Annotated in this window: 13 protein-coding genes; 10 read left to right on the top strand and 3 right to left on the bottom strand. The window is 69.9% G+C overall.

Features of this window, described 5'->3' with window-relative positions; all coding sequences use genetic code 11:
• Positions 1-90: 90 nt before the first annotated feature.
• The 4 genes from AC2YHT_RS18965 (at position 91) to AC2YHT_RS18950 (ending at position 4,866) form a co-directional block, all read left to right on the top strand.
• A complete protein-coding gene (locus AC2YHT_RS18965) occupies positions 91-1,326 on the top strand; it encodes a pectate lyase family protein (RefSeq protein WP_487291443.1) in 1,236 nt (411 codons plus the stop codon).
• A gap of 79 nt (positions 1,327-1,405) precedes the next feature.
• Entirely contained in the window at positions 1,406-3,700 is a 2,295-nt protein-coding gene (locus AC2YHT_RS18960; RefSeq protein WP_487291441.1) for an acyl-CoA dehydrogenase, read from the top strand.
• Positions 3,701-3,799: 99 nt separating this feature from the next.
• Positions 3,800-4,162, top strand: a complete 363-nt coding sequence (locus AC2YHT_RS18955; protein ID WP_487291439.1) for a response regulator transcription factor — start codon at positions 3,800-3,802, stop codon at positions 4,160-4,162.
• A gap of 56 nt (positions 4,163-4,218) precedes the next feature.
• Positions 4,219-4,866, top strand: a complete 648-nt coding sequence (locus tag AC2YHT_RS18950; protein ID WP_487291437.1) for a response regulator transcription factor — start codon at positions 4,219-4,221, stop codon at positions 4,864-4,866.
• Between the two features lie 45 nt (positions 4,867-4,911).
• Here the strand turns inward: AC2YHT_RS18950 and AC2YHT_RS18945 are convergent, their stop codons facing one another.
• On the bottom strand, positions 4,912-5,547 hold the full coding sequence (locus AC2YHT_RS18945) for a hypothetical protein (RefSeq protein WP_487291435.1): 636 nt from the start codon (positions 5,545-5,547) through the stop codon (positions 4,912-4,914).
• A 41-nt stretch (positions 5,548-5,588) separates the two neighbouring features.
• Positions 5,589-7,121, bottom strand: a complete 1,533-nt coding sequence (locus tag AC2YHT_RS18940) for a sensor histidine kinase (RefSeq protein ID WP_487291434.1) — start codon at positions 7,119-7,121, stop codon at positions 5,589-5,591.
• 161 nt (positions 7,122-7,282) lie between these two features.
• On the opposite strand from AC2YHT_RS18940, the gene AC2YHT_RS18935 reads away from it, so the two are divergent.
• The 6 genes from AC2YHT_RS18935 to AC2YHT_RS18910 all read left to right on the top strand — a co-directional run bounded on the left by AC2YHT_RS18935 (position 7,283) and on the right by AC2YHT_RS18910 (position 13,917).
• Positions 7,283-7,888, top strand: coding sequence for a helix-turn-helix transcriptional regulator (locus AC2YHT_RS18935; RefSeq protein ID WP_487291432.1), 606 nt, complete (start codon positions 7,283-7,285; stop codon positions 7,886-7,888).
• Positions 7,889-8,104: 216 nt separating this feature from the next.
• Complete coding sequence (locus AC2YHT_RS18930; protein WP_487291430.1) at positions 8,105-8,626, top strand: Dps family protein; 522 nt, start codon at positions 8,105-8,107, stop codon at positions 8,624-8,626.
• 288 nt (positions 8,627-8,914) lie between these two features.
• Entirely contained in the window at positions 8,915-9,736 is an 822-nt protein-coding gene (locus AC2YHT_RS18925; RefSeq protein ID WP_487291428.1) for an alpha/beta fold hydrolase, read from the top strand.
• A 57-nt stretch (positions 9,737-9,793) separates the two neighbouring features.
• On the top strand, positions 9,794-9,940 hold the full coding sequence (locus AC2YHT_RS18920; protein ID WP_158285879.1) for a hypothetical protein: 147 nt from the start codon (positions 9,794-9,796) through the stop codon (positions 9,938-9,940).
• A 23-nt stretch (positions 9,941-9,963) separates the two neighbouring features.
• Positions 9,964-11,619, top strand: a complete 1,656-nt coding sequence (locus AC2YHT_RS18915; RefSeq protein WP_487291426.1) for an FAD-dependent oxidoreductase — start codon at positions 9,964-9,966, stop codon at positions 11,617-11,619.
• A 126-nt stretch (positions 11,620-11,745) separates the two neighbouring features.
• On the top strand, positions 11,746-13,917 hold the full coding sequence (locus AC2YHT_RS18910) for a porin family protein (RefSeq protein WP_487291424.1): 2,172 nt from the start codon (positions 11,746-11,748) through the stop codon (positions 13,915-13,917).
• Positions 13,918-13,943: 26 nt separating this feature from the next.
• Here the strand turns inward: AC2YHT_RS18910 and AC2YHT_RS18905 are convergent, their stop codons facing one another.
• Positions 13,944-14,252 carry a UBP-type zinc finger domain-containing protein gene (locus AC2YHT_RS18905; RefSeq protein WP_487291422.1) on the bottom strand — a complete coding sequence of 103 codons (309 nt, stop codon included), beginning with the start codon at positions 14,250-14,252 and terminating at the stop codon, positions 13,944-13,946.
• Positions 14,253-14,313 lie beyond the last annotated feature (61 nt).

Raw genomic sequence — 14,313 nt, 5'->3', positions numbered from 1 at the left:
TCCCCCCAGGGCTCGAAGGCGGCTTGGGCGGAGGACCCTTGCGGTCCTCCGCCGCTTCTTTTTCAGTTCGGGGGGAATGGGGCGATGACCATGCGCGACCTGACATCGATCGACCGCCGGACCCTGCTGGCCGCAGCGGGCGCCGGACTGCTGCTGCCCGCCGCCGCCCACGCCAAGGCGCCCGACCTTGCGTCCGCCGGCTGGGCCAGCGCCCGGGGCGGGGAGGGCGGCCGGGTCATCCGCGTCACCACCCTGGCCTCCGACGGCCCCGGCTCGTTCCGCGCCGCCGTCGAGGCGTCCGGCCCGCGCAAGGTGGTGTTCGACGTCGCCGGGGTGATCGACCTCGCCCGCAAGAGCATCCGTATCCGTGAGCCCTTCCTCACCGTCGCCGGCGAGACCGCGCCGTCGCCGGGGATCACCTTCATCCGCGGCGGGATCGAGGTGCAGAGCCATGACGTCGTTCTGCGCCACCTGCGGGTCCGCGCCGGCCGCGACGGCGCCCCCGACCGCAGCGGCTGGGAGGTCGACGGCATCACCTGCTGGAAGGCCCATGACGTGGTCGTCGACCACTGCTCGATCGCCTGGGCCACCGACGAGAACCTCTCGGCCTCCGGCCCGCGCTTCGACGGCGGCGACACGGTGCAGGCCTGGCGGAACGGGACCTCCCGCCGTATCACCTTCAGCAACAACATCGTCGCCGAGGGCCTGTCCCACGCCAGCCACGTGAAGGGTGAGCATTCCAAGGGCACCCTGATCCACGACAACGCGACCGAGGTGCTGATCGTCGGCAACCTTTACGCCCACAATCTGGAGCGCAATCAGCTGTTCAAGGGCGCGGTCCACGCCGTCTCGGCCAACAACCTGGTCTACGACCCGGGCACGCGGGCCATGCACTACGCCCTCAACGCGCCGGAGTGGGAGGGCCGCGCCTGGCAGGTCGGCCAGCTGGCCCTGGTCGGCAACGTCGTCAAGGGCGGCGCCTCGACCCGGCCCGACCTGCCGTTCCTGATCGTCGAAGGCCAGGGCGACCTCGACCTCTACGCCCGCGACAACCGGGCGTCTTACGCCGACGGCCGCCCGATGCCGGAGCTGCGGGTGCTGCCGACGACGCCTTTGCCGACGGTCCGCCGGCTGGCGCGGGCGCCGCTGTGGCCTAAGGCCTTCAAGCCCCTGCCGGCCGACAGGGTCGAAGCGACGATCCTGGCCACGGCCGGCGCCAGGCCCTGGGATCGCGACGCCATCGACCTGCGCATCCTCCGCCAGGTGAAGACCGGAACCGGCCGGGTCATCGACGACGAGAAGGAAGTCGGCGGCTACCCCCACTGATCCTTCTCCTGCAAGGGGAGAAGGATCGCTCAGGCTTAGAAACGCGTTTGACCCCCGACCAGTAACCAAGGCGGGCGTCATGACCAGCTTCTCCTCCCTGCGCCGGGATCTCCTCACCCGGCCGATCTTCCAGTGGGCGCAAGGCGTGATGCCGGCCCTGTCGCAGACCGAGCGCGACGCCATCGACGCTGGCGACACCTGGTGGGACGCGGCCCTCTTCACCGGCGATCCCGACTGGAACGAACTGCTGTCGTTCCCCAAGCCCCATCTGCGCCCCGACGAGCAGGCCTTCATGGACGGCCCGGTCGAGCAGCTCTGCGCCATGCTCGACGACTGGACCATGACCTGGAAGACGCGCGATCTGCCGCCGCAGGTCTGGACCTTCCTGAAGGAGCAGAAGTTCTTCGGGATGATCATCCCGAAAGAATACGGCGGCCTCGGCTTTTCGGCCTTCGGCCATGCCGAGATCGTCCGCCGCATCGCCACCCGCTCGGTGTCGGCGGCGGTGACGACGATGGTGCCCAACTCGCTCGGCCCGGGCGAGCTGATCCTGCGCTTCGGCACCAAGGCCCAGCAGGACCACTGGCTGCCCCGCCTGGCCGACGGCCGCGAGGTGCCTGCCTTCGGCCTAACCAGTCCCGAGGCCGGCTCCGACGCCGGGGCGATGATCGACGAGGGCGTGGTCTGCCGGGGAACCTGGGAAGGCCGCGAGGTGCTGGGCGTCCGCCTGAATTGGCACAAGCGTTACATCACCCTGGGACCCGTCTGCACGGTGCTGGGCCTGGCCTTCAAGCTGCGCGATCCCGACGGCTATCTGGGCGGCGACGAGGACGTCGGCATCACCTGCGCGCTCGTCCCGACCACCACGCCCGGCGTCGAGATCGGCCGCCGCCACCTGCCGGCCTTCCAGACCTTCCAGAACGGTCCCAACTGGGGCAAGGACGTCTTCATCCCCATGGACCTGGTGATCGGCGGCGCCGAGCGGGCCGGGCAGGGGTGGAAGATGCTGATGACGGCCCTGGCGGCTGGGCGCGGCATCTCGCTGCCGGCCCTGTCGGGCGCCGCGGCCGCCTTCAGCGCCCTGACCACCGGCGCCTACGCCCGGGTGCGCAGCCAGTTCAACGTGCCGATCGGCAAGTTCGAGGGCGTGCAGGAACGCCTGGCCCGCATCGCCGGCAACGCCTATCTCGTCGACGGTGCCCGCCGCCTGACCTGCACGGGCCTGGATCTGGGCCACCACCCGTCGGTGATCTCGGCCCTGCTGAAGTCTGGCGCCACCGAGCGCATGCGGATCGTCGTCAACGACGCCATGGACGTGCACGGCGGCAAGGCGATCATCGAGGGGCCGCGCAACTACATGGGCGCCCAGTATCGCGCCGTGCCGGTCGGCATCACCGTCGAGGGGGCCAACATCCTGACCCGCAGCCTGATGGTCTTCGGCCAGGGCGCGATCCGCGCGCACCCCTACATGCTCGAAGAGATCCTGGCGATCGGCGAGCAGGACCTGGACCGCTTCGACGAAGCCTTCTGGAAGCACGTCGCCCACAGCCTTCGCAACGGCCTGCGCACGGTGGCCCGCAGTTGGACGGGCGGCGCGCTCTCGCCGGTTCCAGACGCCGGTCGCGCCACTCGCTTCTACCGCCAGATGGGCCGCTACAGCGCCGCCTTCGCCCTGGCGTCCGACATCGCGCTGCTGACCCTGGGCGGCGACCTCAAGCGCCGCGAGATGCTGTCGGCGCGGTTGGGCGACATCTTGTCGGAGCTCTATTTCCTATCCGGCGCGCTGAAGCGCTGGGAGGACGAGGGCCGCCAGGACGCCGACTTCCCGTTGCTGCACTGGTGCGCCGACACCGCCTTCGCCACCATCGAGCAGCGCTTCGACGAGCTGTTCGCCAACCTGCCCAACCGCCTGGCCGGCTGGCTGCTGCGCGCCGCCATCCTGCCGTTCGGCGCCCGTCGTCGTGGACCGTCCGACAACCTCACCCGCGTCTGCGCCGAGCTGCTGATCCATCCTTCCGACACCCGCGACCGCCTGGTCGAGAACGTCTATGTCGGCGGCAAGGACGAGGCGGTCGGCCAGCTAATCGACGCCTTCGAGCGCGTGGTCGCCACCCAGCCGATCCACGACCGCCTGAAGGCCGCCAAGGTCCGCGACCGTCGCCTCGCCTGGGAGCAGGGCCTGATCACCGCCGACGAGGCCGCCGCCCTCGACGCCGCCGACAAGGCCGTGGCCGAGGTGATCGCCGTCGACGACTTCGCCCACGACGGTCTGGCCGCGCCGGCCCCTGTCCGCAGCGGCGCCGTCCCGCGTCCGCCGAGCCCGATCGACCGGGGCGAGCCACGCAGCTTCGAGGCACCCCAACCCAGCATCTGAGCCCCGCGCCTAAACTACTGTATGGGTGTCGCCGCCAGGGCGAGGGGGCTAAGGCTTCCCCGTCAGCGTCCAAGTTCCGGGCGTGCTTAGAGAAACGCCATGTCCCGCCGGCGCGCCATCGCCGTCATCGACGACGACGCCCTTGTCCGTTCCGGCCTGGCGCGGCTGATCCGCTCCTTCGGGCTGGAGGTCGGCGTGTTCGGCTCGGCGGCGAGCTTCCTGGCCTCCGGGCCGGAGACCTGGGCCGTGGTCGTCACCGACATCCACATGCCCGAGATTTCGGGTCTCGACCTGCTGCGCCGCCTGCGGGGCAGCCATCCTGACCTGCCGGTGGTGGTGGTCACGGCCTTTCCGGACATGCGCGACCAGGCCCTGGCGGCCGGCGCCCGGGACTTTCTCGAAAAGCCCTGTGCGCCCGACCGGATCGAGGCCAGCTTGAAGACGATGCTCGACGAGGCCTGAGGCGGCGCTTGTCAGAAACGGGGCGGGGGCCCCAGCTTAGCTTGGTGGAGGCGGGGATGGCCAAGGCGGAACGGCAGGCGGAAGAAGCGGTCCAGACCGTGGTGATCGTCGACGACAACGAGCTGTTTCGCGGCTCGATGGACAAGCTGTTCCGCTCGGTCGGCCTGCAGACGGCGCTCTACGCCTCGGCCCAGGCGCTGCTGGATGCGCCGATGCCCGACAGCGCCTGCTGCATCCTCGTCGATGTGCGCATGCCCAAGATGAGCGGCCTCGACCTCCAGGAAGCCCTGGCCGCCCGCCGGGTGCGCGCGCCCGTCATCGTCATGACCGGCCATGCCGACGTGCCGATGACCGTGCGGGCCATGAAGGCCGGGGCGGTCGATTTCCTCGCCAAGCCTTTCCGCGACCAGGACGTCATCGACGCCGTCACCGCCGCCCTGGCCAAGGATGGAAAACGCCGCGAACTGGCCCGCGACGTCGCCGAGGTGAAGGCCCGCTTCGACGGCCTGACCCCGCGCGAACAGCAGGTCATGACCCTGGTCACAACCGGCCTGCTCAACAAGCAGGTCGCCGGTGAGCTCGGCCTCCAGGAGATCACCGTCAAGCTCCACCGCGGCAGCCTGATGAAGAAGATGCAGGCCGGCTCCTTCGCGGAGCTGGTGCGCATGGCCGAGGCGCTGGAGCGCGAGCGCGCGGCGGGGTAGGGGCCACCGCGCTGCGTAGTTCTCATCTCAAATGGCGAATGTCGATCAGCCCTGATCCGCCGCGACGGGATAGTCGATTTCCGCCAGATGGACCCGCAGCGCCTCGAAATCGATCTCCGGATTGAGCGCCGTCGCCAGCCCGGGCGTGATCGGCGTGCGCTGGTGAACCTGGGCGACCAGATCTGCGTCCACCTCGACCTCGTAATAGCTGCGCGCGAAGTCCAGATAGGTCGCCGGATCGCCGTTCAGCATGCCGAGCAGCCAGTAGGATCCGTCGTCACCTCCTAGCGACGGCAGGCTCGCGTAGCCCCAGGCTTCGTCATCGAAGGCGCGCCAGCAGCAGAAGGTCGCGTGATCGGGCGAGAAGGCGGGCTCGGCGACGCCGCTCGCGAAAGCGGGCGGCACGCGGCGGTAGAGGGCGTGCGGATCGTCCTGCGCCTCCCAGAGTTCGTGATCGAGGCCTTTGATGAAGGCCCCCGCCGCGTTGAACAGCACGAAGAGGTCGTCGCCCTGGCCGTTGCGGATCGACCCCATGGCCTCGCCTTCGCCCCAACGGGAGTCGAAGGAGAAGTAGCGATACTCCCACTCCGGGCAGAAGATCGCATCGAGCGCGGCGAGCGCCTGCATCACCTCACGCAGGCGAGCGGGTGGCGGCAGGCGGGAAAGGGCGTCGGACGGCATGGCCTCAAGCTATGCCGTGATCCGCGCGGACCACAATGCCTCTAACCCGCCGCCGGCAGCCGGATTTCGATCCGCGCACCCTGGTCGCTCGGCAGGATCGCGATCCGCCCGTCGTGGGCGGCGACCGCCGAGTGGCAGATGGCCAGGCCCAGGCCCATGCCGCCGGACTTGGTCGTGTAGAAGGCGTCGAAGGCCCGCTCGGCCGTTTCGGGCGAGAAGCCCGGGCCGGTGTCGATGATCTCGATCACCGCCTCGTCGCCCTCGCGGGTCGAGCGCACCGAGAGGCGTCGCACCGCGCCGCCCGCCATGGCCTGCACGCCGTTGAGCATCAGGTTGACCAGGGCCTGCTGCAGCACCACTCGGTCGCCGTGGACTACCGTCTCGCCGGCCTGAGCCTCCAGGACAAGTTCGACGCCGTGCTCGGCGACCTCGCGGGCCACGAACCTGGTCGAGGCGGTCAGCAGGCCGTCCACCTTTAGGGGCTCCCGTTCGGCCGGGGCTTGGGCGATCAGGCCGCGGATGCCGCGCACCACCTCGGCGGCGTGGGCGGCGGCGGTCACCACGTCGGCGACGGCGTCCTTGGCCTCGTCGAGGTCGGGCGTGTCGCGGTCGAGCCAGCGCTGGGCCGCGCCGGCGGCGTTGGATATCGCCGCCAGCGGCTGGTTGACCTCATGGGCGATCGAGGCCGACAGCACGCCCAGGGTCGCCGCCCGCAGGGCGTGCTCCAGCTCGGCGCGGGCCCGGTCCAGCCGTTCCTGCAGCCGCCGGCGTTCGGTCAGGTTGACGATCGAGGCCTGCACCCGGTCCAGCCCCCGGGCGTCGGCCGGGAAGTTCAGCGCCACGATCACCGGGATCAACTCGCCGGTGCGGCTGCGCACCACCGTCTCGGTCTCGAAGCTGCGCCGGCCCTCGCCGAAGGCGACCAGGAACTGGGCGAAGGTCTGGTCGGTCTCGGGCAGCAGCTCGTCCAGCCGGTCGAAGAAGTCGGCCTTGTCGGTCACGCCCATCATGGTCAGGGCCGTGGCGTTGACGTCGGTGATACGGACGCTGGCCTTGATCTGGCGAACGAGCTCGGGATGCCGCGCCAGGTGGTCGGCCAGATCCGTCACGCCCTGGGCGCGGATGGCGTCGAGGGCGGCCTGCACCGGCCGGAAGTCATGCTCCCAGATCGACACCGCCAGGGTGTTGAAGATCGTCCGGTAGCGGGCCTCGCTGAGGCTCAGGGTCCGGCGGGCCTGCTGGTTGCGTCCGGTGAGGAAGGCCGCCACGCCCAGGGCCGCCAGGCTGACCAGCAGCCGCAGGGTGGGGGCAAGGTGCGGCGCACGGCCGTGGGCGACGGCGAAGCTGGTCGTGGCCAGGGCGGCGCAGGCCAGGGTCACGGCCCACAGCCGCCGGCCCGGCAGGTCCTCGCCGACCAGCAGCAGGACCAGCACGTAGAGCACCGCCACCGCGCTCGACAGCGGCGTGAAGGTGTCGACCACGAAGACGGCGGCGGCGATCGCGGCCGCCCCGCCCAGCCGTAGGCGGCGTCCGAACGGCGAGCTATCGGGCGAAGGGAAGGGCTGGGCGAGCATGGCAAACTTCATAGCCCGGCTTCCGCCTTCGCCGGGACCCCATACCAAGGTCTGGGGAGCGCCAACCAAGTCGGTACGCCCGGCCTACGTCCGTTCGGTGTCCCGATGTCATGGGGCGTCTCTAAGGTTGCGGTCATCAGAGGCGGCAGGAGGCCGGACCCATGTTGCGCACCATCGAGACCCAAACCGCCCCTTTTAGTGCACCCCCGTCCAGCGCGTCCGCCTCCAGCCCGCCTCAGGCGATCTGGCTGCTGGAGCAGGCGCGGGCCGCCCTGGAGGACGACCTCGGCTCGGCGCGCGCGATGCTCGACCGCCTGGCCGCGGTGCTGGCGCCTCCCGGCGAGGCGCGCAGCTTCCTGCCCCATTTCCCGGCCCGGGCCAGCGGTCCGGCCAGGGGCGGGCTCGCCGGCTGGCAGATCCGCGCCGTCGCCGCCCATGTCGAGGCCAATCTCGACGGCAGCCTGCACGTCGAGACCCTGGCGGCCCTGGTCGGGCTCAGCGCCAGCTACTTCTGCCGGGCCTTCAAGGTCAGCACCGGCGAGACCCCGCACGCCTGGATCATGCGCTGCCGGCTGGAGCACGCCCAGGGCCTGATGCTGGAAACCGCCGAGAGCCTGGCCCATATCGCCGCCGTCTGCGGCCTGGCCGACCAGGCCCACCTGACGCGGCTCTTCCGCCGTCACACCGGCCAGACGCCCCATGCCTGGCGGCGCGAGAACCGCCCGTGGAGCCGCGCCCTGGTCACGGGTTCGCTCAAGCGGGCCTGAGCCGAGGGGCGGAGCGTTCGGCGAGGATGGTTCGTGGCGCATGCGCCCTGCGTGAACACGCCGCCGCGAGACGTCTTGTCGAAACCCAGCATCGCGGCGCGTCAGCTCGAACCGTCCGAAAGAGCGCGGCCGTACAAGCCGGCGCCGCGCATCGCCAAGAGATCCTTCCCGTCCGGCGTCAGGATGACGCCAAAGATCCTTCCAGGAGAGAGACCCATGGACATCGAAACCGCCCGCTCGCGCCGCCTGGCTCCGCTGACCACGCCCACGGGCCTGGGCGAGGCCGCCGCCAAGGACATCTCGGCCGCCCTGACCGCGCTGCTGGCCGACGTCTTCGCGCTCTACATCAAGACCAAGAACTTCCACTGGCACGTCTCGGGCCCGCACTTCCGTGACTACCACCTGATGTTCGACGAGCAGGGCGACGAGCTCTACGCCATGACCGACCCGATCGCCGAGCGCGTGCGCAAGCTGGGCGGCACGACCCTGCGCTCGATCGGCCACATCGCCCGCAGCCAGCGCGTGCTCGACAACGACGCCGACTATGTGGAGCCGAACGACATGCTGGCCGAGCTGCGCGACGACAACGGCGCCCTGGCCGCCGCCATGCGCGCCGCCCACAACGCCTGCGACGAGCACGGCGACATCGCCACCGCCAGCCTGCTGGAGAACTGGATCGACGAGACCGAAAAGCGCGTCTGGTTCCTGTTCGAGGCCGGCCGCCGCGACCGCGCCTGAACCCTTCCTGCCGACATCATCGAGCGCTCTCCCGGCTGCCGGGGGAGCGCTTTTTCGTGTCCAGAACCCTGGCGCATTCGGCGTTTGAACGTTTCGACCGGGGTTTTGCCGGGCGTTGCGGCGCGGGGCCGTCGTCGAAGGCTTCACGGCGCCTGGAGCCTAAACACCGGCATGGAGTGCAAGCGGCGAGGGGGCTCGGCCCCTAGCGTTCCCCCGTCGTCGGCGAGCGCCGCCGGCCGGGCGGCCCGCCGGGCTCGCCTTGAGTTCCATGAAGCCCGCGGAGTTCCCATGCCGACCATCACCACGCCCGACGGCGCCGAGATCTACTTCAAGGACTGGGGCGCCGGTCCGGTCGTGTTCTTCAGCCACGGCTGGCCGCTCAGCGCCGACATGTGGGAATATCAGATGATGTTCCTGGCCTCGCGCGGCTTCCGCGTGATCGCCCATGACCGCCGGGGCTTCGGTCGTTCCAGCCAGCCGTGGGAAGGCTACGACTACGACACCTTCGCCGACGACATCGCCGCCGTGCTCGACCATCTCGACGTCAGGGACGTCACCCTGGTCGGCTTCTCGATGGGCGGCGGCGACGTGGCCCGCTACATCGGCAAGCATGGGACCGGCCGCGTGGCCAAGGCGGCCCTGATCAGCGCCGTCACCCCGATCTTCGGCAAGACCGACGACCACCCCGAAGGCGTCGACAAGTCGGTGTTCGACTGGATCCGCAACGGCGTCCTGGCCGACCGGGCCGACTTCATCGACAAGTTCGGGGCGCTGTTCTACGGCACGAACCACCACCCGCAAGCCGCTTCGCCGGCCTTGCTGGCCCAGACCCTGCAAATCGCCATGCAGGGCTCGATCAAGGCCACCCATGACTGCGTCACGGCCTTCTCCGAGACCGACTTCCGTCCCGACGTCGTGAAGTTCACGGTTCCGACCCTGGTCGTGCACGGCGACGACGACCAGGTCGTGCCCCTGGCCGCCACCGGCCAGCTGGCCCACGCCCTGATCCCCGGCTCGGTCCTCAAGGTCTATACGGGCGCACCCCACGCCCTGGTCGTCACCCATAAGGATCAGTTCAACCAGGACCTGCTGGCCTTCCTGCAGGCCTGAGGCCCCGGCGCCGTCCGCCCGCGCGGGCGGCGCCGTCACCCTCCAAGAGGCTTCGTCGTGACCGACATCCAGAAACTGGCCGTCAGCACGGCCGCCGCGGCCATGTTCGCCCTTGCGGCCTTCGTCGCGGTGATCCCCCATGGCCATCCGGCCGGTTCCGCCGTTTCCGTTCAAGACGCCGTCCAGGGACGTCCCCCGAACTAGAGCCTCGCCGCCAGGAAGTTCCCATGACCAAGCCGCTCGCCGCCGACGATCCCTACGCCCGCACAGCCCAGATCTTTCCTGTGCTGACGCCGGAGCAGACCGAGCGGCTGGCGGCCTACGGCGTCGAGGAGGTCATCGTCCCCGGCCAGGTGCTGTTCCGCCGCGGCGACCGCCGCGCCGATTTCTTCCTGGTGCTCGAAGGCAAGGTCGGCATCACCCGCACCGGCGAGGTCGGCGACGACGAGATCATCACCGTCCATGGTCCGGGCCAGTTCAGCGGCGAGCTCGACCAGGTCAGCGCTCGCGCCCTGCTGGTCGGGGCGGTGGTGGTGGCGCCCGGCCGGGTGGTGCGCGTCGCTCACAAGGACGTCGCCCACATGATGGCCGCCGAGCCCGACATCGGCGAGATCATCATGCGGGCCTTCATCCTGCGGCGGATGGGCTTCCTGCATCACGGCCAGGTCGGCATCGTGCTGATCGGCCGGCCAGACGATCCTGACACCCTGCGCATCGAGCGCTTCGCGGTGCGCAACGGCTATCCCCTGCGGCTGGTCGACGCCGACAACGATCCGGACGCCTCCAGCTGCCTTGGCCAGCACGGCCTGACCCTGGGCGACCTGCCGGCGGTGGTCACGCCCGACAGGGTGGTGATGCTCAATCCCGAGACCACCGTCCTGGCCGACCGCCTGGGCATGACCGAGCGCTTCGATCCCGACCAGGTGTTCGACGTCGCCGTGGTCGGGGCCGGTCCGGCGGGCCTGTCGGCGGCGACCTACGCGGCCTCCGAGGGCCTCTCCACGGTGATCATCGAGGGCCTGGCGCCCGGCGGCCAAGCCGGGGCCAGCTCCAAGATCGAGAACTATCTGGGCTTCCCGACGGGGATCTCCGGCCAGGCCCTGGCCGGCCGCGCCCAGGTCCAGGCCCAGAAGTTCGGCGCCCGGCTGGCGGTGTCGCGGGCCGTGGTCGGCGTCGACTGCGAAAGCCATCCCTACCGGCTGAAGCTCGAGGACGGCCAGACCCTGCAGGCCCTGTCGGTGGTGATCGCCTCGGGCGCCCGCTACCGCAAGCTCGACGTGCCCGACTATGACCGCTTCGACGGCCAGGCGATCCACTATGCGGCCACGGCCATGGAGTCCGACCTCTGTCGCGGACAGTCGGTCGTCGTGGTCGGCGGCGGCAATTCGGCCGGCCAGGCGGCGATGTTCCTCTCCCGCACCGTCGGTCACGTGCACATGCTGGTGCGCGGCGAGGGGCTGGCGGCGACGATGTCGGACTATCTGGTCCAGCGCATCGAAAGCTCGGCCCGCATCACCCTGCATCCGTTCAGCGAGGTCACCCGCCTGGAGGGCGACCGCACCCTGCGCCGCATCGGCTGGACCGACCGCAAGACGGGCGAGGAGACGCTCGTCGACGCCGGCGCCCTGTTCGTGATGATCGGCGCCCAGCCCAACACCGACTGGCTGGCCGGCTGCTTCGATCTCGACCAGCAGGGCTTCGTCCTGACCGGCGAAAGCGGCGTCGCCGGCGCCCGTTCGGCCTACGAGACCGAAAAGCTGGGCATCTACGCCGTCGGCGACGTGCGCTCGGGCTCGATCAAGCGCGTGGCGGCCGGAGTGGGCGAGGGCTCGGTCGTGGTCTCGGCCATCCACCGGCATCTGGAGGAAGTGCGGGCGCGGTAGGGGCTCTGTCCACTTGCTTGCGGAAGCGATCCGCCACTGGGCGCGCATCGCCCAGTCCGGGACTTCGGCCCTCTCCCGGCTCACAAGACTGTAGCGCGGCGCACAATTCTAGGTAAGCAGGGCAACATGTTCTCGTTGCTTGTGGTCGCCGTGATTCCCGACGCCGTTCAGGCGACGCCTTCGGATCCATCGACCGCGGCCGACCAGGCCGGCGCCGCCTCTTCCGGCGACACTGGTCCGACCCTGGTCGAGGGCGTTGAAGTGACCGCCCGCCGCGGCGCGACCGAGTTCACGCCGCAGCACGAACTCGGCGAGGCCGAGATCGACGCCCTGCTCGCGACGAACATCGGCGACGTCATCAACCAGGTGAACGAGCGCTATGGCGGGCAGACCGCGCCCGTGGTGATCGTCAACGGCCAGCGCCTCGCCGACGCCGACGTGTTCAAGAGCTTTCCGCCCGACGCCCTGATGCGGGTGGAGGTGCTGCCGCCCGGGGCGGGCGAGGTCTATGCCGACGGTGATCCGACCCGCAAGATCGTCAACATCGTCCTGCAGAAGCGCTTCCAGAGTTATGACGGCGTCCTGAACGGCAGCACGCCGACGGCCGGCGAGACCGCCACCCTGTCGGGCAGCCTGCGCCGCGCGCGCATTAATGATCTCGACACCAACCAGAGCGGCGTTCGGGCGTCGAACACCAGCTCGCTGCGGGCCAATGAGCGGCCGGATTATCTGGAGGCGCATCCCGACAGCACCGGCGCGACCCTGCGCTCGCAGTCTCGGAGCGCCAGCGCGGAATACGGCCTGACCCGGTCGCTGGGACAGTGGCGCGGATCGATCCGCAGCGCTGTGCAGGCGCAAGAAAGCCACTTCACCTCGGGAACCGAGGAAGACCAGATCGCCTCGCGCAATCGAAGCCGTGGCGTCAACGTCAATACCGGGCTTAGCCGCGAGGCGTCGGGCTGGTCGGTGCAGACGCAGGCCTCCGGCCGGATATCGCACTCGGACATCAACGGCGCGACGACATCGTCATCGGACAACCGGTCGGTCAATCTGAGCCTGAACGCCAACCGCAAACTGCTGAGGCTGCCCGCGGGCGCCGTCAGAACGACGGTCTCGGTGCGCGCGGCGCGCTCGTGGTCCGAAACCGAACGCGAAAGCGTTTCCAAGCGGTCGAGCGGCAGCGAGAATCTGGACGTCCGCCTGACCGTTCCGCTCCTGAAGATCACGAACGGCGAGGAGACCGGCCGCCGCCGCCGCGTGGGCGTCGTCTCGTCCAGGCTCAGCCTCGGCCAGAGGATTTCGGACACCGGCCACGGCAGCAATGTCGGCGGCAATTTCTCTTGGGCGCCGTTCAGCCGCCTAAACTTCGACGGCACATGGTCACGATCCAGCGACGCGCCTTCGGACGAGCAGCGCTACGCGCCGACGGCCTATGGCAATCCGACCACCGTCTACGACTTCCGCACCGGTCAGTCGGTGGAGGTGCTGCCGTTGACCGGCGGCAATCCCGACCTTCGGGCTCCCAAGCGCGACGGGGTCACGCTGGGCGCGTCGAGCGGCCCCTTCACCGCCTGGAGGCTGGTCGGCAACGCCAGCTATCAGCGCAACGAGACGATCGACGGCATAGGCTCGCTGCCGACCACGACCGCCGAGGTGGAGGCGGCCTTTCCCGACCGCTTCCAGCGCGACGCGGACGGCAAGCTGCTGAGCATCGACCAGCGGCCAATCAACATCGAATCGGCGGCATCGAGCTCGGTATCGGCCAACTTCAACTTCAGCCTTCCCGTTGCGGACCCGGTGACCAGCTCGATGCAGGTGTCGGTCAGCCAGACCTGGACGCTCAGCGACGTCACCACCATCCGCGCGGGCCTGCCGCGGATGGACCGCATGGCCGGAGACGGCGGGGGCTCGTCGCCGCACACCCTGCAGGTCAGCGTCAACGCCCGGCGCAAGCCCTGGAGCCTGAGCGCCAACGCCAATTGGAGCGAGGGCTATCGCATCCGCGCCAGCAGCGGACGCGACGACGCCAGCGATCTGGTCACCGCCGACTTCGCCACTGTCAGCCTGAGGCTCAGCTACAGGTTGGCTCGCGCGGTCCCGGCGACAGAGAGCCCGAAGACGGACGCCGTCGCCCGGCGGCGCAATCGCGGCCTGAGCGTCGAGTTCGAGGTCGAAAACCTGTTCGACGCCCGTCCTCGGGCGCGGCTCGGCGACGGCCAACCGGCCTCCGGCTATGGTCGCAATGATCGCGATTCCATCGGCCGACAGGTGAAGGTCGGGCTGTCGGCGCAGTTCTGAGCCTCGCTCACAGCTTTACGAGGCGGCTAGCCCTCCACCCACCGCTTGATCGGCCGGGGATGCGGCGTCTTGTACGCGCTCAGATCGAACGACACCTCGTCGACATAGCACCAGCCCCAGCCCTCGGGCGGGTCGTAGCCTTCGATGATCGGGTGGCCGGTCGCCTTGAAGTGGCCGGTGGCGTGCTTGCCGGGCGACTGGTCGCAGCAGCCGACGTGTCCGCAGGCGCGGCACAGGCGCAGGTGCACCCACCAGCCGCCGGTTTTCAGGCATTCCTCGCAGCCGTCGGCGCTGGGCGTGACGACGACGATGGTCGAAAGGTGCGAGCAGCTCATCGAACCGGCCTTCCTGGTGCGGGCGTCGAGCCCACCATGCACCCAAGTCCGCCGCCGCGCT

The sequence above is a fragment of the Caulobacter sp. SRI_008 genome, from assembly GCF_057586355.1.
The sequence above is the reverse complement of the archived record's forward strand: the minus strand, read 5'-3'. Positions and strand labels throughout refer to the sequence as shown.

Coding starts and splice junctions, on each gene's coding strand:
- AC2YHT_RS18965 (WP_487291443.1), top strand. CDS start 91: ATGCGCGACCTGACATCGATCGACCGCCGGACCCTGCTGGCCGCAGCG.
- AC2YHT_RS18960 (WP_487291441.1), top strand. CDS start 1,406: ATGACCAGCTTCTCCTCCCTGCGCCGGGATCTCCTCACCCGGCCGATC.
- AC2YHT_RS18955 (WP_487291439.1), top strand. CDS start 3,800: ATGTCCCGCCGGCGCGCCATCGCCGTCATCGACGACGACGCCCTTGTC.
- AC2YHT_RS18950 (WP_487291437.1), top strand. CDS start 4,219: ATGGCCAAGGCGGAACGGCAGGCGGAAGAAGCGGTCCAGACCGTGGTG.
- AC2YHT_RS18945 (WP_487291435.1), bottom strand. CDS start 5,547: ATGCCGTCCGACGCCCTTTCCCGCCTGCCGCCACCCGCTCGCCTGCGT.
- AC2YHT_RS18940 (WP_487291434.1), bottom strand. CDS start 7,121: ATGCTCGCCCAGCCCTTCCCTTCGCCCGATAGCTCGCCGTTCGGACGC.
- AC2YHT_RS18935 (WP_487291432.1), top strand. CDS start 7,283: ATGTTGCGCACCATCGAGACCCAAACCGCCCCTTTTAGTGCACCCCCG.
- AC2YHT_RS18930 (WP_487291430.1), top strand. CDS start 8,105: ATGGACATCGAAACCGCCCGCTCGCGCCGCCTGGCTCCGCTGACCACG.
- AC2YHT_RS18925 (WP_487291428.1), top strand. CDS start 8,915: ATGCCGACCATCACCACGCCCGACGGCGCCGAGATCTACTTCAAGGAC.
- AC2YHT_RS18915 (WP_487291426.1), top strand. CDS start 9,964: ATGACCAAGCCGCTCGCCGCCGACGATCCCTACGCCCGCACAGCCCAG.
- AC2YHT_RS18910 (WP_487291424.1), top strand. CDS start 11,746: ATGTTCTCGTTGCTTGTGGTCGCCGTGATTCCCGACGCCGTTCAGGCG.
- AC2YHT_RS18905 (WP_487291422.1), bottom strand. CDS start 14,252: ATGAGCTGCTCGCACCTTTCGACCATCGTCGTCGTCACGCCCAGCGCC.